Annotated in this window: 19 protein-coding genes and 3 tRNA genes; 8 read left to right on the top strand and 14 right to left on the bottom strand. The window is 41.7% G+C overall.

The window, feature by feature from the left end:
• Window positions 1-170: 170 nt before the first annotated feature.
• Entirely contained in the window at window positions 171-2,693 is a 2,523-nt protein-coding gene (gene gyrA, locus JS40_RS02680; protein WP_034258133.1) for a DNA gyrase subunit A, read from the top strand.
• A 16-nt stretch (window positions 2,694-2,709) separates the two neighbouring features.
• Window positions 2,710-3,975, top strand: a complete 1,266-nt coding sequence (locus tag JS40_RS02685; RefSeq protein WP_034258135.1) for a tetratricopeptide repeat protein — start codon at window positions 2,710-2,712, stop codon at window positions 3,973-3,975.
• Between the two features lie 49 nt (window positions 3,976-4,024).
• On the opposite strand, the gene JS40_RS02690 is transcribed toward JS40_RS02685, so the two are convergent.
• Together JS40_RS02690 and JS40_RS02695 are read right to left on the bottom strand one after the other, a co-directional pair.
• The gene (locus JS40_RS02690; protein ID WP_034258136.1) at window positions 4,025-4,774 is read right to left on the bottom strand and encodes a C40 family peptidase; all 750 of its coding nucleotides are present in this window, start codon (window positions 4,772-4,774) and stop codon (window positions 4,025-4,027) included.
• A gap of 25 nt (window positions 4,775-4,799) precedes the next feature.
• Window positions 4,800-5,978, bottom strand: coding sequence for an acetyl-CoA C-acyltransferase (locus JS40_RS02695; RefSeq protein ID WP_034258137.1), 1,179 nt, complete (start codon window positions 5,976-5,978; stop codon window positions 4,800-4,802).
• A 160-nt stretch (window positions 5,979-6,138) separates the two neighbouring features.
• Between JS40_RS02695 and JS40_RS02700 the strand changes: the two genes are divergently transcribed.
• From JS40_RS02700 to JS40_RS15030, 6 genes are all read left to right on the top strand, one after another.
• Window positions 6,139-8,184, top strand: coding sequence for an HD family phosphohydrolase (locus JS40_RS02700; protein WP_034258138.1), 2,046 nt, complete (start codon window positions 6,139-6,141; stop codon window positions 8,182-8,184).
• Between the two features lie 312 nt (window positions 8,185-8,496).
• Window positions 8,497-9,699 carry an NAD(P)/FAD-dependent oxidoreductase gene (locus tag JS40_RS02705; RefSeq protein ID WP_034258139.1) on the top strand — a complete coding sequence of 401 codons (1,203 nt, stop codon included), beginning with the start codon at window positions 8,497-8,499 and terminating at the stop codon, window positions 9,697-9,699.
• Window positions 9,700-9,721: 22 nt separating this feature from the next.
• Window positions 9,722-11,017, top strand: coding sequence for a hypothetical protein (locus JS40_RS02710; RefSeq protein ID WP_034258140.1), 1,296 nt, complete (start codon window positions 9,722-9,724; stop codon window positions 11,015-11,017).
• A gap of 139 nt (window positions 11,018-11,156) precedes the next feature.
• Entirely contained in the window at window positions 11,157-11,642 is a 486-nt protein-coding gene (locus JS40_RS02715; RefSeq protein WP_034258141.1) for a YciE/YciF ferroxidase family protein, read from the top strand.
• Window positions 11,643-11,695: 53 nt separating this feature from the next.
• Window positions 11,696-12,226 carry a DUF421 domain-containing protein gene (locus tag JS40_RS02720; RefSeq protein WP_034258142.1) on the top strand — a complete coding sequence of 177 codons (531 nt, stop codon included), beginning with the start codon at window positions 11,696-11,698 and terminating at the stop codon, window positions 12,224-12,226.
• 50 nt (window positions 12,227-12,276) lie between these two features.
• Entirely contained in the window at window positions 12,277-12,429 is a 153-nt protein-coding gene (locus tag JS40_RS15030) for a YqaE/Pmp3 family membrane protein (protein ID WP_084677422.1), read from the top strand.
• Between the two features lie 22 nt (window positions 12,430-12,451).
• Here the strand turns inward: JS40_RS15030 and JS40_RS02725 are convergent, their stop codons facing one another.
• The 12 genes from JS40_RS02725 to tsaD all read right to left on the bottom strand — a co-directional run bounded on the left by JS40_RS02725 (window position 12,452) and on the right by tsaD (window position 20,070).
• Window positions 12,452-13,300 carry an SDR family oxidoreductase gene (locus tag JS40_RS02725; protein WP_034258143.1) on the bottom strand — a complete coding sequence of 283 codons (849 nt, stop codon included), beginning with the start codon at window positions 13,298-13,300 and terminating at the stop codon, window positions 12,452-12,454.
• A gap of 154 nt (window positions 13,301-13,454) precedes the next feature.
• Window positions 13,455-13,528 (bottom strand) — tRNA-Arg (locus tag JS40_RS02730).
• A gap of 45 nt (window positions 13,529-13,573) precedes the next feature.
• Window positions 13,574-13,648 (bottom strand) — tRNA-Pro (locus JS40_RS02735).
• Window positions 13,649-13,683: 35 nt separating this feature from the next.
• Window positions 13,684-13,767: transfer RNA gene (locus JS40_RS02740), tRNA-Ser, on the bottom strand.
• A gap of 136 nt (window positions 13,768-13,903) precedes the next feature.
• A complete protein-coding gene (locus JS40_RS02745) occupies window positions 13,904-15,073 on the bottom strand; it encodes a THUMP-like domain-containing protein (RefSeq protein ID WP_034258145.1) in 1,170 nt (389 codons plus the stop codon).
• 6 nt (window positions 15,074-15,079) lie between these two features.
• A complete protein-coding gene (locus JS40_RS02750) occupies window positions 15,080-16,174 on the bottom strand; it encodes an AI-2E family transporter (RefSeq protein WP_034258147.1) in 1,095 nt (364 codons plus the stop codon).
• A 34-nt stretch (window positions 16,175-16,208) separates the two neighbouring features.
• Window positions 16,209-16,712, bottom strand: coding sequence for a TrmH family RNA methyltransferase (locus JS40_RS02755; RefSeq protein ID WP_034258148.1), 504 nt, complete (start codon window positions 16,710-16,712; stop codon window positions 16,209-16,211).
• On the bottom strand, window positions 16,712-17,356 hold the full coding sequence (locus tag JS40_RS02760) for a DUF4159 domain-containing protein (protein ID WP_034258150.1): 645 nt from the start codon (window positions 17,354-17,356) through the stop codon (window positions 16,712-16,714). The genes JS40_RS02755 and JS40_RS02760 overlap by 1 nt, the downstream gene beginning before the upstream one ends.
• Window positions 17,357-17,402: 46 nt before the next feature.
• A complete protein-coding gene (locus tag JS40_RS02765) occupies window positions 17,403-17,618 on the bottom strand; it encodes a hypothetical protein (protein WP_034258151.1) in 216 nt (71 codons plus the stop codon).
• Between the two features lie 381 nt (window positions 17,619-17,999).
• Window positions 18,000-18,713 carry a 16S rRNA (uracil(1498)-N(3))-methyltransferase gene (locus JS40_RS02770; RefSeq protein WP_034258153.1) on the bottom strand — a complete coding sequence of 238 codons (714 nt, stop codon included), beginning with the start codon at window positions 18,711-18,713 and terminating at the stop codon, window positions 18,000-18,002.
• Window positions 18,713-19,048 (bottom strand): TfoX/Sxy family protein, encoded by a 336-nt coding sequence (locus JS40_RS02775; RefSeq protein ID WP_034258155.1) that lies wholly within the window; start codon window positions 19,046-19,048, stop codon window positions 18,713-18,715. The genes JS40_RS02770 and JS40_RS02775 overlap by 1 nt, the downstream gene beginning before the upstream one ends.
• Complete coding sequence (tsaD, locus tag JS40_RS02780; RefSeq protein ID WP_034258156.1) at window positions 19,048-20,070, bottom strand: tRNA (adenosine(37)-N6)-threonylcarbamoyltransferase complex transferase subunit TsaD; 1,023 nt, start codon at window positions 20,068-20,070, stop codon at window positions 19,048-19,050. Before tsaD ends, JS40_RS02775 begins: the two co-directional genes overlap by 1 nt.
• Window positions 20,071-20,141 lie beyond the last annotated feature (71 nt).

The raw sequence follows: 20,141 nt of genomic DNA on the forward strand, positions 1-20,141 counted from the left end.
CAAAAAAACTAACTAAAATCAAAGCACAAAGGCGTATAGTTATTAACGGTTTTCATGTTAAAATTTGTTAATAAAAACGTGAATATTATGGCTGGAATCCCCTGTAAAAACTTGCAAAATAATGTATCTTGCTCCTTATGTTTAACGACTAAATAATAAAGTAAAATTTTATGGCTGAAGGCGAAAAATTGATCCCAATTAACATTGAAGATGAAATGAAGTCGGCTTACATTGATTATTCAATGTCGGTCATTGTGTCACGTGCACTTCCTGATGTTAGGGATGGTATGAAACCTGTTCACAGACGTGTGTTGTATGGAATGCACGAACTGGGTGTTAGAGCGACCGGAGCTCACAAAAAATCGGCGAGAATTGTAGGAGAGGTTCTTGGTAAGTACCATCCGCATGGCGATACTTCTGTATACGACGCTATGGTGCGTATGGCACAGGAATGGAGTTTGCGATATATGCTGGTTGACGGACAAGGAAACTTTGGCTCTATAGATGGAGACAGCCCCGCAGCCATGCGATACACCGAAGCCCGAATGCAAAAAATTTCGGAAGACATGTTGGCAGACATCGACAAAGAAACGGTGGATCACCAACTAAACTTCGATGATACCCTTTACGAACCTACAGTGCTACCTACACGTGTCCCCGGCCTCCTTATCAATGGTGCTTCAGGTATCGCAGTAGGTATGGCCACCAATATGCCTCCGCACAATCTAACTGAAGTCGTCGATGGAACGGTCGCCTTTATTGAAAATAACGATATTAGCATCGATGAATTGATGCAGCACATCAAGGCTCCCGACTTTCCAACCGGCGGGGTGATTTATGGTTATGAAGGGGTAAAAGAAGCTTTTCATACCGGTAGAGGGCGTGTGGTAATGCGCGGTAAAGCTTCTTTTGAAGAAGTGAACGGGCGCGAATGTATTATTGTTTCTGAAATTCCTTATCAAGTGAACAAGGCCGATATGATCAAAAAGACGGCCGATCTTGTAAATGAGAAAAAGATCGAAGGGATCACGAATATTCGTGATGAATCCGATCGGAAAGGGATGCGTATTGTATATATCCTGAAAAGAGATGCAATTCCCAATATTGTACTGAACATGCTGTATAAGTACACTGCGCTTCAATCAAGCTTTAGTGTCAATAATATTGCTTTAGTGAAAGGGCGTCCACAGATGCTCAACCTGAAAGAATTGATCCATTATTTTGTCGAGCATCGACATGAGGTTGTAGTGCGTCGTACAGAATACTTGTTGCGCAAGGCCGAAGAACGTGCCCACATCCTGGAAGGACTTATTATCGCTTCGGATAACATAGATGAAGTAATTCGATTGATACGTGCTTCTGCCAATGCAGATGAGGCCAGGGAAGTGTTAATGAAAACGTTCGAGCTTTCAGAAATACAAGCTAAGGCCATTGTAGAAATGCGTTTGCGCCAGTTAACGGGTCTGGAACAGGATAAGCTTCGAAGCGAATACGACGAATTAATGAAGACCATTGAAGATTACAAAGACATTCTTGCCAAAAAAGACCGGCGAATGGAGATCATCAAGGACGAATTACTCGAGATCAAGTCCAAATACGGAGACGAGCGTCGTTCGGTCATAGAATATGCCGGAGGAGATGTAAGTATCACAGACCTAATCGCCGACGAGAAAGTAGTGATCACCATTTCACACGCCGGGTACATTAAACGAACCTCTCTCACCGAATACAAGACACAAAACAGAGGAGGGGTAGGTCAAAAAGCCTCCGCTACAAGGAATGAGGACTTTTTAGAGCATTTGTTCGTAGGTACTAACCACCAATACATGTTGTTCTTTACGCAAAAAGGAAAGTGTTTCTGGATGCGTGTCTTTGAAATCCCGGAAGGTAGCCGCACCTCAAAAGGTCGTGCTATTCAGAACTTAGTGAACATTGAACCCGATGATAAAGTGAAGGCGTTTATTTGTACTCAGGACCTCAAAGATGAAGAGTACATCAATAATCATTACGTGATCATGGCGACCAAGAAGGGGCAAGTAAAGAAAACCCCGTTAGAGCAATATTCACGTCCCAGAACCAATGGAATAAACGCTATTACCATTAAAGAAGGTGACGAGCTGTTAGAAGCGAAATTAACCACAGGCGATAGCCAGGTAATGCTTGCTGTTCGTTCGGGGAAGGCAATTCGATTCGAAGAAGAAAAGACACGACCTATGGGACGGAATGCCTCCGGTGTTCGCGGGATCACACTGGCAAATAAAAACGATGAAGTAATTGGGATGATCGCAGTTGAGGACCATGAATCTGATATACTGGTGGTCGCTGAGAACGGGTACGGTAAGCGTTCCAGTATTGAAGATTACAGGATCACGAACCGTGGTGGAAAAGGTGTTAAAACCATTAATGTTACTGAAAAGACAGGTAAATTAGTAGCTATCAAGAATGTAAGTGACAACGACGATCTAATGATCATCAATAAGTCCGGCATTGCTATACGGATGGCAGTAGAAGATCTTCGCGTTATGGGACGTGCCACTCAAGGCGTTCGATTAATAAAAGTGCGAGAAGACGATGCCATTGCCGCTGTGGCAAAAGTAGTGATCGATGATGATGATGTAGACGAAAATAACGATGCACCGGAAAATGGCACTACTATTGATACAAACGACACACAAACCGAAAACAACGAATAAAATCAAACTCAAAACAATGAAAAATTCAGTTTTAATGGCAAGTGCACTCTTGGTTGCTATGGGTGCTCTTGCTCAAAAAAAAGAGATCAAGAAAGCCGATAAAGCGCTACAAGCCGGGGATTATAATGAAGCCATGACTTACTTATCTCAAGCCGAGCCTATGCTTGGAAGTGCAGATGATGACGAAAAAGCAGACTTTTATCTAATTAGAGCCGGAGTGAATCTAGGAAAGCCCGGGGCAGATTTTACACAGTTAGCCATGGCAGGTGACGACCTTGAGAAAGCGAAAGCAGCAGATCCTAGTATCGAGAGAGATGATGCGTATTCTCAAATATTCTTAAAGCTACGCGAGAAGATGGAGAACAGTGCCATCAATGACTTCAACTCAAAGAACTTCAAATCGGCGGCAGAGAAGTATGAAAAGGCATATTCTTTAAGCAAATCCGATACCATCTTTTTGGCGAATGCAGCCATTAGTGCTAAGAACGGCCAGGAATATGATAAAGCTATTCAATATTATAATCAATTGTTAGATATCGGATATACAGGAATTCAAACACAATTAGTTGCCATCAATAAGGAGACGGGAGAAGAAGAGTCATTTGGTTCTGTAGGCCAGCGAGATCTAATGCTAAAAGCAGGAACACACACCAATCCGCAAACTAAGGTTAGTGAAAATCAACAGGAAGATATTATACGGAACCTGACACAGATCTACATTCAACAAGGGAAAACTGAAAAGGCGCTGGATCTTTTAAAAGGACTTCGCGCAAAAAATCCGGATGATATGGTATTGCTTCGTACCGAAGCGGATCTTTATTACGAAATGGGAGATAAGGAAACGTACAATTCATTGATTAGTCAGTTAATTTCAAAAGACCCGGATAATCCGGAACTCTATTTTAATTTAGGTGTTGCAAGTGCCGAAAATGGAAATGCCGAAAAAGCTATGGAGTATTATAAGCAAGCTTTAAAGATTGACCCTACCTATGCATCTGCAAACATCAATATGGCTTCTCTTATTTTGGACAAACAAACACCCATTGTAGAAGAAATGAATGCCTTGGGAACTTCTCGAGAAGATTTCAAAAAATATGATGCGTTAAAAATTAAGTTACATGAGGTACAGGAAAGTTCGGTGCCCTATCTGGAGGCTGCATTTCAAGCACGCCCGGATAATGTAGAATATGCGAGAACGCTAATGAACATATACAGCCAGTTAGGCCGTGATGAAAAAGCGAAAGAACTGAAAGCAAAGGTTCAACAACTGGAAGGTCAGTAGACACTACTTATAACAATAAATAAAAAAGTCTCCCTAGCGGAGACTTTTTTTATATAATACGTTTAATGACCCGCAATTTGTGCGTGTGACAGCGTCGCTCGTAATTGAAGATGCCGGTGTGATCCAGTCTGTCAATACGCACCTTTCCGTGGGCATGAATAATATGGTTATCCTTCATAATAATACCCACATGAGTAATGGCTCCTTCGGCATTGTCAAAAAAAGCAAGATCCCCGGGTTCACTTTCTTCTATAAAACTTAGGGCTTCTCCTTGAGTAGCCTGTTGACTTGCATCCCTTAATATACTATAGCCGTTAATCTTATATACCATTTGGGTAAATCCGCTACAATCAATTCCGAAGGGAGTCTTGCCGCCCCACAAGTAAGGAGCATTTAAATAGAGCAATGCGGTATCAAGCAGATGTTCTTTAGGAAGTTTTTCTGAAATTGATTTCCCTTCAAAAGCGTGTTCCAACATTTGGATCGCATTTAGAGAACTTCCCATGCAGATAGAAAGAAGTTGCCCTTCCGAAGCAATAATAAAATCCACAAGATCAGAAGAATATGAAGCCGTGCTTTCTTTAAGTGTGTTACTGGTTTCCTCGGGGATTTCTATAAATTGCTTGTTGTCGATCCAACCTTCATACCGATCAAAATCCAGACGAATTCTGCTCCATTTTTTTCGATGTTCCAGTATTTTAAACGTTTCTCCGTACAATAACTGGCTCACCATCTCACTTCGGTCTGAGGGCTCTAACCGAAGGGGAACAATACTTAAATTACAAATGCCGTATTTCATCGTGTCTGGTTACCCAAAGAACAGCTTAGTTTCTTTCAATCACCATCGCCGATGCGCCTCCGCCACCATTACAGATCGCAGCTGCACCAATCTTTCCGTTGTTCTGGATCAACACGTTTAGTAATGTGATAAGGATTCGCACTCCACTGCAGCCTAAGGGATGCCCTAAAGATACCGCACCGCCATTTACATTGACGTTGGAATCGTTTAGCCCTAATAGTTTCATATTTGCCAATCCAACAACAGCAAAGGCCTCGTTGAATTCGAAGTAATCAACATCATCTTTTGTTATACCTGCTTTGGCCAATGCCTTGGGTAAAGCTTTTGAAGGAGCGGTAGTAAACCATTTTGGTTCTTGAGCGGCATCGGCATAGCTCTTAATCGTCGCCAGGGCAGTAAGCCCTAATTCTTTTGCCTTTTCTGCGCTCATAAGGATCATGGCTCCTGCACCATCATTTATAGTGGAAGCATTAGCCGCGGTTACCGTTCCGTCCTTTGAAAAAGCAGGACGTAAAGACGGTATTTTATCCATACGCACATTTTTATAATCTTCATCTTCCGAAACGATCACAGGCTCACCTCTTCGCTGGGGCACTTCTACAGGGACAACTTCTTCTTTGAACTTTCCTTCACTCCACGCCTTGGCTGATCGGTTATAGGATTCTATAGCGAATGCATCTTGGTCTTCTCTGGAAAAATTGTGTTCAGAAGCACACAGATCGGCACATACGCCCATAGCGTTTTGATCATAGGCATCCACCAAACCGTCTTTTTGCATGCCGTCCACAAGTGATGCAGGGCCAAACTTCACTCCATTACGCATGTGTACATAGTGCGGGATATTGCTCATGCTCTCCATACCACCTGCCACAATAATATCGGCATCACCCAAGGCGATCGCCTGTGCTGCGTTCATTACTGCTTTCATTCCTGAAGCGCACACTTTGTTGACGGTGGTACACGGAACTGTATCGGGGATACCGGCTCCTAGGGCTGCTTGTCTGGCCGGGGCCTGACCAACACCGGCTTGCACCACATTGCCCATATATACTTCCTGAACCAATGAGGGATCTAACTGTATCTTGTCCAGTGCGCCTTTTATAGCTGCCGAACCCAACTGGGTAGCCGTTAATGATGATAAACTTCCCATAAAACTTCCTATTGGGGTTCGTGCCGCGGCGACAATTACAACTTCTTTACTCATTGGATCTTTTTTTATTTTACATTGAATTTTCTGAAGTATTTATACCTTCAGAACAGGAAGTGCAAATTTACATATTTAAAACTAATTTATCAATCTTTCACAAGAGCAGGTATGGGATTAATCGCTCTATATTTATACCTTTACTTCCAGATCGACCTGTATGAACAATCTGTTTTCATTCCTTACAAAAAACCAGTCCTATATTTACAAAGGATTCTTGTTTATTATTGCAACGATTCTGGTGATCTATTTGCTTCCGAAGGGCGGGCAGTTCAAGTATAATTTCCAAAAAGGAAAACCATGGCAATATGAGAACCTGTATGCTCCTTTTAGTTTTACCATTAAGAAAGATGCCGCAACACTGGAAAAGGAAAAAGAGGACATTCGGGTAAACGCTATCCCTTACTTCGACTACGATCCCGAGGTTGCTGCTGAAGCGGTGCTTCGGTTCAAGGACCTTTTTGAACAGACCTTTGTAGACAGTGTTTATACCACTTCAAAAAGCAAAACACTTCGGCTGGGAAGTGCTATTATTTCGGACCTCTATGATAAAGGAATCACCAACGAGATTCATCCCTATTCCGAAGAAAAACTAATTTACTTGACAAAAGGAAGTGAAGTAGAGGAGATCACGTATGCGCAATTGTATAAGCTGGATGATCTCAACAAGACAATTCGAAATGCGGTTGTCGAAGCCAATGCACAAGATACTGAGGAATTACTTCAAAAACTGCTGGCACGGGCTGTAGTTCCCAATGTTGGTTTTAACACGAAACTTACCGAAGCTGCTATCGAATCTGACATTAAAGCGATCAATCCCAACCGAGGTATTATTGAAAAAGGGGGGAGGATTATAGCCAAAGGTGAAGTAGTAGAAGGCGACAAATACCAAATACTAAACAGTCTAAAGCTCGAATATCAATCGCAAGTTTGGAGCAAATCCAACTACGTCTGGCTTCTTGTTGGTTACTCACTGCTGGTGTCGCTGGTATTTCTTATGCTTTATTTGTTTCTCAACAAATACCGTCCGGCTATTTTTCACAACAATACCAAGGTCACATTCATTTTCTTCAATGTTGTGCTCATGGTCTTTTTAACGACGATCGTTGTAAAGATCGATGCTGCCTATGTTTATGTGGTACCGTTGTGCATTTTACCTTTGGTCATTAAAGCATTTTTCGATCCACGTCTGGGCTTATTCGTACATGTATTGACCATTTTATTGCTTGGCTTTGTAGTTCCCAACAGTTTTGAGTATATGTTCCTCCAGATCATCGCCGGTATTGTGACCATTCTAACAGTTTCTGAACTGTACAAACGTGCAAATTTGTTCATTTCGGTAGGGCAGATTACATTTATTTATATTGTGGGTTATTTCGCTTTCTTTTTGATTCAGGAAGGAAACGTTCAACTCATCAACTGGGAGACATTTGGTTATTTTGTTCTTTGCGGACTCGCAACCTTGTTCGCACATCCGTTGATTTATTTATATGAAAAGGTTTTTGGATTGGTTTCTGATGTTTCGCTGCTGGAGTTGAGCGATACAAACTCTAAACTACTAAAAGAACTGTCCAATAAGGCCCCCGGAACATTCCATCATTCGCTGAATGTGGCCAACTTAGCTGAAGCTGCTGCCAATGAAGTTGGAGCGAATGCCATGCTGGTACGTGTTGGAGCCTTGTATCACGACATCGGGAAAATGATTAATCCGACCAATTTTACCGAGAATCAAGTAAATTCTTTCAATACCCATAGTGAGCTCGCACCTAAGGAGAGCGCCAAGATCATAATCGCACATGTGATCAACGGGATCGAGATCGCACGTAAAAACAATCTTCCCGATCGTGTGATCGATTTTATTCGAACACATCACGGAACAAGTCTCGTCTATTACTTCTACAAAAAAGAAAAAGAACTAAGCGGTACAGCAGACCCAGAGGACTTTCGTTATCCCGGTCCTATTCCTTTCAGTAAAGAAACAGCCATTCTAATGATGGCAGATAGTGTTGAGGCTGCCAGCAAAAGTTTGAAAGACCCTACGTCTACTAAGATCGATGCCTTTGTAGAAAAGATCATCGATGTGCAGATGGAACAAGGTCAGTTTTTGAACGCAAATGTTACATTTAAGGAAATCCAAAGCATCAAAAAAATTCTTAAAAAGAAACTTAACAATATCTACCATTTACGTGTAGAATACCCTGAATAAAAAAGCACTGCCTCCTCAAAGACAGTATTTACTCCTCACGTGTAGTTAAGTCAATTAAACCCCTAATTCGTCTATATTCTTAGTTGTGATCGAGGTAATTGACCTTTGAAATCATACTTAAAGAATAAAATCTCAGTGGGTTCTGCAAATATAACTCACAGTCTGCGAGAGAAATATACCTATTGTAACAAAAGATTGGAGAGAGGTAACCGAAAGAGATGGCAAGTTATACAGACTGCTCGACGTTAAAATTTCGCTAAGATGCGGAAGACCTATTTATTTCCATAGTAATTTTAAGTTAAAGAAACGACTATGGATGTACGTTCTAATGAACCTCTTTGGGTGATACAAAATTCATTGAAGTTTTCATATTCTTCAATTAGTAAAGATGAATCGGCTGCAATTACAGTGCTAGGGGGAGGAATTACCGGCGCACTAATAGCACATAAACTGGTAGAAGAAGGCTATGATGTTCTTCTGGTTGAAAAAAGAGATATATGTCACGGAAGTACTGCTGCCAGCACTGCGATGCTTCAGTATGAAATAGATGTGCCCCTGTTTCAATTGATGGAAAAAGTAGGTCTTACCAGTGCAGTTACTAGTTTTCAACAATGTGAGAGTGCTATTTTTACTGTTGAGAATCTGGTATCAAAAATTTCCAGTGATTGTGATTTTGAAAAGAAATACAGTGTATGGTTCACCACGAATAAAAAGGATATATCTTTTTTAGAGAAAGAATATGAAGCACGTTTAGCACATGGTTTTCAAGTTGAATGGTTAACAAAAGAAGCCACTAGAGAGTTAGGAATAGGAAAGGGGTATGCTGCGATAAGGTCTCGGTCGGGTGCGGTGATGAATCCTTATATTTTTGCACAAGACCTCTTAGCTGCTTCCGTAAAAAAAGGATTAAGAATTTTTGATAAATCTGAAATTGTAGAGCATCGTAAAAAAGACAGTGCAATTGAGCTTAGAACCCGTTCAGGTTTTAAAATAACAACATCTAATGTAGTTAATTGTACCGGTTTCGAAAGCGTAGAAACCATCCCTTCTCAATTGGTCGATCTTAAAAGTACCTATGCAATCGCTTCGGAAGCATTCAGCGAACTGCCAGCTCCTTTCAAGGATATGATCTTCTGGGATACAGCAGCGCCATACCATTATTACAGAGGTACGGCAGACGGACGAATTATTATGGGAGGAGGAGACGTCCCCTATAAAAATGCCAAAACCAGGGACAGTCTATTATCGAAGAAAGAAAAACAATTAATCAAAATGTTTCAGAAAACATTTCCCTCAATTCCGTTCATTAAAGACTATAGCTGGGCCGGTACATTTGGTGAAACAAAGGACGGACTGCCCTATATGGGAAAGCCGGATGCAGACAAAAATGAACATTACATACTGGGGTATGGCGGTAACGGCATAACCTTCAGCATTATGGGCAGAGATATGATCATACCCTCAATAGAAGAAATGCCACATCCTTACTTAGAATATTATAAATTTGACAGATAATTTTGATAACAATATATACAGTATGAAAAAGACCGGAATCATATTAGCAATGCTCCTCGTTCTGCTTTTAGTCCTTCTTTATTCGTCCGTGCTCAGTACAGACGATGCTGCTTCCACTGATATTGTTGTTGATCTTAATACTATTGAACAAAGAGATTTCAGGCTTTTGGACTCTGTGATCGTTGCAGCCAGTTCTCAATATACTGCGAACGATCTAAAGCGATTTATTCAAGGGGATCACTATCGCGAGGCCTGGTCCACACCTATAAAAGTTCCTGTTGTATACCTGGACACACTTTTTGGTGGCACGAAAGTGATTGAAGAGGGGGGTGGAAAACAAACCAACTCATTGACACTCATGGGTGGTAACGGGATCGTGTATACCTTGCGTAGTATTGCCAAAAATCCTGACGCACTTGTTCCCGATTACGTTCGTTTCCTCGGTTTAGAGAATATTGTTATCGACGGAGTGTCTGCGCAACATCCCTATGGCGCATGGATTGCAGCAGAAATGGCAGAAGCATTAAATATATTACATACACACCCCAAAGCGGTATTTATACCCAAACAAACATCCTTAGAACATTACAACGATGCCTATGGAAATAAACTATATTGGCTTGAATATGAAACAGAAGGCAGTAAAAACTGGACAGCATATAAGGATGTTGTGGAATTAATTGATACCGAAGCATTACAAGAGTTAAAATTGAAATACGGGAAGAAAGTTAAGATTCATGAATCACAATTAGTTAGAAGTCGGCTGTTCGATCTGGTAATTGGTGATTGGGACCGTCATGTAAAACAATGGGGCTGGGCCGTCGTGAAGCGTAACAATGAGTTTATTGGAATCCCCATTCCCAGTGATCGGGATAATGCATTCTTCGATATTGATGGAATTGTCCCACAAATTGTCTCCAGTAAGAATGTAGAGCCCCATTTGCGGCCGTTTAAACCAAAAATAGATTATATTTCCGGCCTCGTGTATCCTTTCGATCGCTATTTCTTATACGCTACGCCAAAATCCATATTTTTAGAGGAAGCTCGGTATATTCAAAAGAACCTTACAGATGCGCTGATTGAAGAAGCACTAGCTAAATGGCCTCATTCCTTACGAGTATTAAATGGAGATACTATTGTGGCCAAGATCAAAAGAAGACGCGATGATCTGCATGAATACGCCATAGAATTCAAAAAAATTATAGAAGAACAAGGTGTGCTTTCAGAACCCTTAAAAGATTCCGAAGACCTTGAGCTACCATTAAGTTTGATCGCTTGTTTTAGTTGTGATATCAACACACCCACCGTCCGCGATTAATATTTTCTTAAAAACTGATTCCGAAATTCTATTTCTTAAATCGGCTTTAACTTTTGATGTTAAGATGTCACAAAGTTCTTTTTGATAGATGATGTAAATTATATTTTTAATAGAACTTAATCATTAAACACATAAGACTATGAAAAACCTGTCAGAATTATTTGAACACGAGCTGAAGGACCTATATTCAGCTGAAAAGCAACTTGTAGAAGCATTACCTAATATGGTGAAAGCTGCTTCAGACAATCAATTAAGGGATGCCTTTTCTTCACATCTGGAAGAAACCAAAACGCAATTCGAACGTATTAAAGAAATCTGTGATACATTGGGTGTAAATCCGGGAAACACAAAGTGCGATGCGATGGAAGGCTTGATCGAAGAGTGCGATGGAATGATAAAAGAAGACGCTCCCGGAGATGTAAAGGATGCCGGTCTAATCGCCTGTGCACAGCGCGTAGAACACTACGAAATATCGGGATACGGCACGGCGGTTCGTTTTGCGAAGGAATTAGGCCATAAGGAGATCGCAAAGAAGTTGCAAACCACCTTGGATGAAGAATACAACGCCGATAACAAGTTGGACAAATTAGCCGAAGGTAGGCTTAATAAAAAAGCACTTGCATAGAAGTATTTACTAATAAAACCCGTTTCCAAACGGGTTTTTAATTTTTATCTGTTATGGAAAAATGGTTTGAAATTTCAATTCCCTCTCTTATTGCTGTTATTATTAGTTCTATTGCAATTTATATTGCCGTAATCCTATTCACGAGACTCTTCGGTAAACGTAGTTTTTCAAAGATGTCAAGTTTTGACTTTGCAATGACAGTAGCCATCGGATCCATAATCGCAACTACCATACTCTCAAAATCGGTATCACTGGTGGAAGGAGTCATAGGCCTCTTAGCGGTATATGTACTGCAACTCAGCGCAGCGCTACTTAGACGATGGAAACTTTTTCAGAAATTAATAGATAATCAGCCGTTGCTCCTTATGGATGGACAGCAGATCTTGGATAAGAATTTGCAAAAAGCCAGAGTGACCGAAGGCGATCTGCGCTCTAAATTACGAGAAGCGAATGTGTTGGATCTCAATGAGGTTAGAGCTGTAGTATTCGAAACAACGGGTGATATCGTCGTTCTGCATACCACAAACGCTCAGAAACAAGTAAACCAGTGGCTTCTGAAAGATGTGAACCGGGACGCCACGTAGAATGACTTATCCATTTAAACAATAATTAATTAATCATTAAAACATATACTATGTCTTTACTAACGATCATTTTAAGTATTCTTTTACCGCCTTTAGCTGTTTTTCTGAAGCATGGTCTAGGTACAACCTTCTTGATTAGCGTCATCTTAACGCTTATAGGATGGATCCCGGGCGTGATTCATGCTTTTGTAGTCAATAGCTAAAAAGAAGATACGCAGTGGTGAACTAAGATCCTATCATCTCCCCGCCATTCACATGGAGGAACTGACCCGTGATATAACTACTGTCTTCAGAAGCTAAAAATACATAGGCCGGAGCGACCTCACTGGGTTGGCCGGCTCTTCCAAGCGGCGTATCCTGCCCGAAATCTGATATGTCATCGAAGGTGGCCGGGATAAGGGGCGTCCAGATAGGGCCCGGTGCAACTCCGTTCACGCGAATTCCTTTGTCAGCAAGCATTTGAGACAACGATCTGGTAAAACTTACAATTGCTCCCTTGGTTGCGGAATAATCGAGCAGGTGGTCGCTTCCGCGATATGCAGTAACAGATGCGGTGTTGATGATGGCAGCGCCTTCTTTTAGATGTTCCAGCGCAGGTTTCAGGATATAGAAATACGGGTAGATATTCACTTCAAAGGTTTTCTTCATTTCCGAAATTGAGATCCCGGCCAGATCATCTTTAGGAAATTGCACAGCAGCATTATTGACGACAATATCCAGCCGTCCAAACGTGTCGATCACCTGTTGTACCGCCTTTATGCAAAATGATTCGTTCGTAATGTCACCTTCGAGGAGCAAACAGCTTTGTTGCTCCTTTTCTACCATCTTCTTGGTTTGTGCGGCATCTTTATCTTCTTTGAGATAGATAATAGCCACTGCGGCTCCTTCTTTGGCAAAATGAACGGCCACACTTCTCCCAATACCACTGTCGCCGCCCGTTATGAGGGCCACTTTGTTCTTTAGTTTATCACTTCCATTATACGTACTGCGTATAATTTCGGGTTGAGGATGCATCTTGTGCTCTTTTCCCGGTTGTTCCTGTGACTGTTCCGGAAATTTCTTAGGTTTTTTCATGACTTCAAATTTTATACTAAATTTAAAAAGAACCACCTTCCGAACTTCAAATACCGCTCATTTTTAACGAAGCCTTAACCGTAAGTTTATGAAACCAAAAAATCCCTGCTAATAAATTCAAGCAAGCTTGATTTTACGCAAGGATTATTTATTGTGATCGCACCAGGATTCGAACCTGGGACCGCCTGCTTAGAAGGCAGGTGCTCTATCCAGCTGAGCTATGCGACCGGATTCTCATGTAAACTAAAAAACCGAACTGTTGTCCGGTTTTTGTCGGGGTGGCAGGATTCGAACCTGCGACCTCCTGCTCCCAAAGCAGGCGCGATAACCGGGCTACGCTACACCCCGTATATGTAATGGCTACATTACTATTATACAACTTGCGGAGAGACGGGGATTCGAACCCCGGCAACGGTTGCCCGTTGACAGATTAGCAATCTGCTCCATTACCACTCTGGCACCTCTCCAATAATTAATGAACGTCATCGTAAAATGCGGATGCAAATGTAACTTTTCAATTGGTATAACGCAAAAAAATACAGCCTTTTTTACCCTAATTTATTCGGCTTATTTCAAAAGAGTTAGCAAGTAATCGCAAGCTTTTTATATTTTACTGCAAATCAAGAGCACTTTTTTGTCGTTCAATGTAGTGGTAAAAAAAAGATAGTGCTCCCCGCCATCCTTGAGCTTCCATTTTTTGCGTATCACTGCAACCGACTCGGGAAAATTACGGGTTGCTATGTTCGCTTTTGTAACCGTAAGAGCGTCCTTCATCGCATTTTTGTTATAAGGAACACAGGCATCGATTGCAAAACGACGCCCTGGAAATTCCCGTAAGGACTCACTGGTGTATAGATGGGTGTTGGCATGTAACTTCTTAACGCGGAATACTTCTGAAAGCAACCCAAACGCGCCGCTCTTCATAAGCGCAGCATTGGGTTCATATAAAAAGCGCTGTGGTGTATCGAACACTTCTGAAGCTTTCGTCCCCCAAGAAAAGTCGAATTGCTGCGGTGATTCTTTTGTTACATTGACGGTATAAATCCTTGGGTTAGATGCCAGGGATCTTTTCTTAAGCACCCACAAGAGCTCTTTCACATCGTTGTTTAATGCGATAATATGGATTTCAGAGACATATTTTAATGCTTCCATACCCACCGAAAGATCCAGCATAGGGGAGGTCTTTATGAGCAGCACATTACATACGTCCATAAGCGCTTCTAAATGCTCCGGGATGTTCGGTTCACAGTCGGAGAGAAAAAAGACTTTTCCTTTCACATCGTGACGCCGCGAAGGATCGGCATAAATAACATCATAGGATGAATGTAGTACCGCTTCTATACCATTTTGAGCAAAACATCGAACATTGCGGCTCTCCAGAACTTCAAAATTGTGTGCAGCGATCATGGAAAGCTCAGTATCGATCTCAAAATGATTTACCGTTTCAAAACGTTTCGAAAAATAATAACTGTCCACTCCAAAACCTCCGGTTGTATCGGCCAATGACGCACCAGATACCAGAGATGCTTTGTACGCTGCTGTTGCTTCGGAAGAAGTTTGCTCAATATTCAATTTTGGCGGGTAGTAGATCCCTTCCGAAGAAAACCAGGTGGGCAATTTTAACTCGGTCTTTCTTCTGCTTTCGATCTGCTGTAACAGTTCCTGAACAGTGACCTTGGTAAACGGACTTTTTGAAAACGCAAGTTGTTCCAGCGGCCCGTCATACGAACGGATGAACGTCTGGACTTCGGTATGCAGGAGATTGTGGTTCAATAGGGACTACAGGTTTTTGGTAAGACGTTTCACGATCTTATATTCTGAAAGGAATTCCTTCGCTACTACCTTTAAGGTGGTATAGACCGGCACGGCAAGGATCATTCCTGCGATACCCACCAGATACCCGCCAATCAGGATCACTATAAATATTTCCAGTGGATGCGAACGAACGCTCTTTCCGAAGATCACAGGTTGAGTGATCAAATTATCGAACAATTGCGCGATAGAATAGCCAATAAGCACGATCACCAGTAAAGGTAACAATTCTGAAGAAAAATCGGCTCCAAGATTGTTAGAAACCACCACCAGCATCATGACCACACTACCAAAAAGCGGTCCTAAATAGGGAACGATATTCAGGAAAGCACAAATAAGTGCAATGGCAATAGCATTATGGATATCCAAATAGAGCAATAATACAGAGTAGAAAAGCGTAAGTATCATGATCTGTAGCAACAACCCCAGAAAATACCGAGACAACAGCTCCTTTACCTTGGTAAGTACATTTAAAAACCGCTGCTCCCTGCTGGGGTGCGCGAACACCAGTACCGCACGTGCTATAAGTTTTTCGTCCCTTAGTAAAAAGAACGAGATAAAGAGCACCGAAAAAAGCCCTACCACGAAGCCGCCAATATTACTGAAGAAAATATCAATAAAACTGGGGATGATCTCCAAATTGAAGTTTCGTACATATTCGGTTCGTTTTATCGCCTCGACGATCTTAATCTTTTCAACGCCCAGATAATCACTTGCCTGGATGTTAAGTTCGTTCAAGTCTGATTTTACCAATGCGAAATCGATTTCTGCGATGTTCTTGCTTTGTTCTATGATAATAGGAACAAAGATACGTAACATAAGCGCTACCGAGCCAATGACCAGCAGGAGTGTGAAGAATGCGGCTAAGGTATTGCCAAAACGCAGGCGTCTTGTTAGAAAAAGGACGACCGGCCTAAAGATTAAGGAGACCACCATTGCGATACCAATATAAAGCAGGAGCGCCTGTATCTTAAAGACGAACCAGAACAAAATAAATATACCTGTAATAACCGCCAAGGCTTTTAAGATGCCCAAAGCGATACTTCTTGCTTTTGCTTTCACTGCGTAAAGATAGCACAATCCCCCTACGAAAGTATCAAAGTTTTGTTAAGGAGAACAGGGCGATAGCTGCCGCCTGGATCACATTCATACTGCTGTTTTCACCGTACATAGTGATGTGTGTAGTTACCGTTGTGTGATTTAATAAATCTTCTGAAATGCCATGTCGTTCTCCGCCAATACAAAGTACGGTTTTTGATGACTTCGGAAGGGAAAGTGTTTCCAAAGGCACGCTGTTTTGGGTGATCTCTAATCCAATAAAAGTATAAGCCTTGCTTTTTAACCGGGCAACTTCTGAAGCAAGATCCGTCACTTCGCGATATGCCATTTTTTGATGCGTATTCCGGGAGGTTCGCAACAATCTGTTCGATTCAATATTAAGGACACAGTTGTAAAAGAGGATCTCTTCCACACCAAATGCCTCACAGACCCGAAAGAGAGCTCCAATGTTCGCCGGACTGTGAAGCGAATCGCAGAGCACAACAGTAGGAAATTTTTTAGGAGAGAAGGGGGTAGCGTTATGGGAAAGCTGAGAGTTCATTAGTTTTCGAAGGCATACATGATAATATTGGCCCCCATTTGCAATGCCTTTTGACGCACGTCGGCAGGATCGTTGTGGATCTCCGGATTTTCCCAGCCATCACCTAAGTCACTCTCGAAGGTATAAAGCAATAATAGGCGTCCCTCGTGTTCAATTCCGAATGCTTGTGGCCGACCTCGATCGTGTTCATGAATTTTAGGCAAACCCTTCGGAAATGGGAAGGCTATGGAAAAAATAGGATGATTTCCCGCAAGTTCCTTCAGTTCCTTGTCGGGAAACAGTTTGACCAATTCCTTCCGAAGAAATTGATCCATTCCGTAGTTATCATCAATATGCAGAAAACCGCCGCTAAGCAGATAATTCCGCAGGTTCTCGGCTTCTTCGGCGCTAAAATAGACATTACCGTGACCGGTCATATGCACAAACGGATAATCGTAAATATCCACGCTTCCCGGTGTGACCGTTTGAGGCTTACGTGCTATGGTTGTGTTTATTTGCTGATTGCAAAACTGGATAAGATTGGGTAAGGCCGTGGGATTGCTGTACCAATCGCCTCCTCCGCCGTATTGCAGCACGGCAATCTCCTGAGCATTCACAAAAAGAGGGGCAAGGGCTATTATAAAAAATAATGAAAGTAATCGCATCGTGTTCAAAAATACGAAAACTAGGGATGTGGTGCGATAGATACGTCTACGAAATTTTGGAAAGAATACCGCTTCCAAGTAGATCTGTAAATTTCATCCAGTCTTGCACCAAACGCTGTGGAGCCATCCCATTGTGGGAGATCGCTAAGGTTTGGTCTAGTGACCTGGAATCCTCAATGAACGCGTTTGTAACGGTAAGAATACCGGAAGCAATAGTAGGCAAGTTCAAGGAGTGTTCAAATTTTCGGGCTGCTGGGGACATATGAACATTCTTATTTTACAGGAGCCAAACTAAGTAATATTTTTTAAAAAAAGAATAAATATTTTAGTTTTTTTACGATTAAGTGCAAATAATATCGTTTAAATGCAGTGTTTCAAAGAGTTAATTACAGTCAAAAATTAATAAAAAGCTAGTGTTTACAGTAGTTGACAATGTTTTTACTGAATTTGAAGGTATATTTCATGAACGTTTGGTGCTGCTTCTAAAAACATGAACCGATAGGCTCTATGGCACCAAAAATGTATGAAATTTCCTCAAAATAAGACAGTTAACGAATATATCGATAGGGTATAATTAGATTTACCGACTAAAAGATGGTACGCCAAAAGAAACGATAATTAGTAGGTATCACGTCCCTTTAAACTAATCTTCATTAACAAAGGCTACACTATGGCATGCGACGATGGCTGCGGTTTCGGTACGGAGACGAGAATCTCCAAGACTTACCGGAATATAACCCCTCTCTTTGGCTAGTTCGATTTCTGAAGTTGAAAAATCTCCTTCGGGACCAATGAGCAATACAACAGAAACTCCTTTTTTTAATTCCGATTTCAAGGATGCTTTGGAGCCTTCTTCACAATGAGCAATACAACGCAGGTTTTCTGAAGTGTCGTTAGATCCCACAAAATCTTTAAAAGATACAGCCGGGTGCAAAACAGGCAGGTAAGCTTTTAGCGATTGCTTCATCGCACTCAAAAGGATCTTCTCATAACGTTCTAATTTTATCTGTTTCCGTTCACTATGGTCACAGATAATAGGCGTTATTTCAGAAATACCAATTTCTGTGGCCTTTTCCAGAAACCATTCGTATCGATCGTTCAATTTGGTAGGTGCTACTGCCAGGTGCAAACGATAGGGTAGTGGCGCTTGCTGTTGTGTCGAACGGATCTTTGCAGTGCATTTTTTTGGTTGGGTCTCTTCCAAAGTGGTTTCGAAGATAAGCCCAGTCCCATTGGTGACAAGTAATTTATCGCCCTGCTGCTTTCTAAGGACTTTGGAAATATGGCGACTCTCCTCCTTGTCGAAGATCACTTCCGTAGAAGCTTCAGAAATATGAGGCTGGTAGAATAGCTGCATTAGCCAATTTGTTTAGATTGGGCGTGTTCAATACCCAGTTCGATCCAGTGCTGCAATTTCGCTTCAGAATCGAAACCTTTTTCAGCAACAAAAATAAATTCCTTCATTGGTTTTCCGGTGAAATCCATTGGACTAACATCCGGATCGTTCAATGTCTGGTTCATCTTCCCGGGTACAACACGTACCATAAGCCTGCCTTTGGTCTCTCCTACACACATTTTTCCTTTATATAAAAAACAAGATCCCCCAAACATTTTCTTTTCGGTGATGTGTGGATTCCAGGGCAATACAGCCACCCGGATTCGTCGTACCAATGCTTCGGAATTTGTATCCATTACAGTTTCATTCGTGCTTTTGCCACTACCGTGTTCTTAGCAAAGGCATGTTGTTTATATTTTAATTCGCCTACAATCGCGATCATGGCGGCGTTGTCCGTACAATATTCAAAACGTGGAATATGTGTGGTCCATCCGTAGGTGCTTTCAGCCTCCTTTAATGCATTCCTAATTCCGCTGTTGGCAGAAACACCTCCACCAATAGCAACGGTTTTAATGCCTGTCTTCTTAACAGCGTTCTTGATCTTATCCATAAGATAATCTACAATGGTATATTGTAAACTTGCGCAGATATCGTTGATGTTTTCTGAAATAAACTGAGGATTTGCAGCTACTTCCCGTTCAATAAAATAGAGTACAGCCGTCTTTAGACCACTGAAACTAAATTCCAACGGTCCTACTTTAGGTTTTGTAAAAGAAAAACGATGGGGATCACCTGCTTTGGCATGTGCATCGATATGCGGGCCTGCAGGATATGGGAGTCCTAAGATCTTTCCGGACTTATCGAAGGCTTCACCAACCGCGTCGTCAATGGTTTCTCCAAGAATTTCCATTTCAAAATAGTTGGTAACTTTTACAATTTGGGTGTGCCCACCACTTATGGTAAGGGCCAGAAAGGGAAAGGAAGGTGCTGTTTGTCCCTCGGCCTTGATAAAATGAGCCAGAATGTGTGCTTGCATGTGGTTGACATCAATCAATGGGATCCCTAAACCAAAGGCGAAAGACTTTGAAAATGAGGTGCCTACCAACAACGAACCCATCAATCCCGGACCGCTCGTAAAAGCTATGGCACTTAAGTCTTTTTTGTCGATATTTGCTTTGCGCAATGCTTGGTGAACCACAGGTACGATGTTCTGTTGATGCGCACGTGATGCCAATTCTGGAACCACACCACCATATTCTTTATGAATTGTTTGTGTGGCAACAACATTAGACAAAATAATACCGTTGTTGATCACAGCGGCAGCTGTGTCGTCACAGGAGGATTCAATACCGAGTATGTAACAATTTTGTTGGCTCAAAATGAAAAAGGCATATTTATTGGAGTCAAAATTAAAACTTTAAAAGCGTATCAAAAAACTTAGGAAAATAA

Origin of the sequence: Altibacter lentus (genome assembly GCF_000746845.1) — a bacterium.
Taxonomy (GTDB): domain Bacteria; phylum Bacteroidota; class Bacteroidia; order Flavobacteriales; family Flavobacteriaceae; genus Altibacter; species Altibacter lentus.

Bases quoted from the DNA above. Each gene is read 5' to 3' on its own strand.
- JS40_RS02770 (WP_034258153.1), bottom strand. From the start codon at position 18,713: ATGCAGCTATTCTACCAGCCTCATATTTCTGAAGCTTCTACGGAAGTG.
- JS40_RS02720 (WP_034258142.1), top strand. From the start codon at position 11,696: ATGGAAAAATGGTTTGAAATTTCAATTCCCTCTCTTATTGCTGTTATT.
- JS40_RS02685 (WP_034258135.1), top strand. From the start codon at position 2,710: ATGAAAAATTCAGTTTTAATGGCAAGTGCACTCTTGGTTGCTATGGGT.
- JS40_RS02775 (WP_034258155.1), bottom strand. From the start codon at position 19,048: ATGGATACAAATTCCGAAGCATTGGTACGACGAATCCGGGTGGCTGTA.
- JS40_RS02695 (WP_034258137.1), bottom strand. From the start codon at position 5,978: ATGAGTAAAGAAGTTGTAATTGTCGCCGCGGCACGAACCCCAATAGGA.
- JS40_RS02700 (WP_034258138.1), top strand. From the start codon at position 6,139: ATGAACAATCTGTTTTCATTCCTTACAAAAAACCAGTCCTATATTTAC.
- JS40_RS02705 (WP_034258139.1), top strand. From the start codon at position 8,497: ATGGATGTACGTTCTAATGAACCTCTTTGGGTGATACAAAATTCATTG.
- JS40_RS15030 (WP_084677422.1), top strand. From the start codon at position 12,277: ATGTCTTTACTAACGATCATTTTAAGTATTCTTTTACCGCCTTTAGCT.
- JS40_RS02765 (WP_034258151.1), bottom strand. From the start codon at position 17,618: ATGTCCCCAGCAGCCCGAAAATTTGAACACTCCTTGAACTTGCCTACT.
- JS40_RS02760 (WP_034258150.1), bottom strand. From the start codon at position 17,356: ATGCGATTACTTTCATTATTTTTTATAATAGCCCTTGCCCCTCTTTTT.
- JS40_RS02725 (WP_034258143.1), bottom strand. From the start codon at position 13,300: ATGAAAAAACCTAAGAAATTTCCGGAACAGTCACAGGAACAACCGGGA.
- JS40_RS02755 (WP_034258148.1), bottom strand. From the start codon at position 16,712: ATGAACTCTCAGCTTTCCCATAACGCTACCCCCTTCTCTCCTAAAAAA.
- JS40_RS02690 (WP_034258136.1), bottom strand. From the start codon at position 4,774: ATGAAATACGGCATTTGTAATTTAAGTATTGTTCCCCTTCGGTTAGAG.
- JS40_RS02715 (WP_034258141.1), top strand. From the start codon at position 11,157: ATGAAAAACCTGTCAGAATTATTTGAACACGAGCTGAAGGACCTATAT.
- gyrA (WP_034258133.1), top strand. From the start codon at position 171: ATGGCTGAAGGCGAAAAATTGATCCCAATTAACATTGAAGATGAAATG.
- JS40_RS02710 (WP_034258140.1), top strand. From the start codon at position 9,722: ATGAAAAAGACCGGAATCATATTAGCAATGCTCCTCGTTCTGCTTTTA.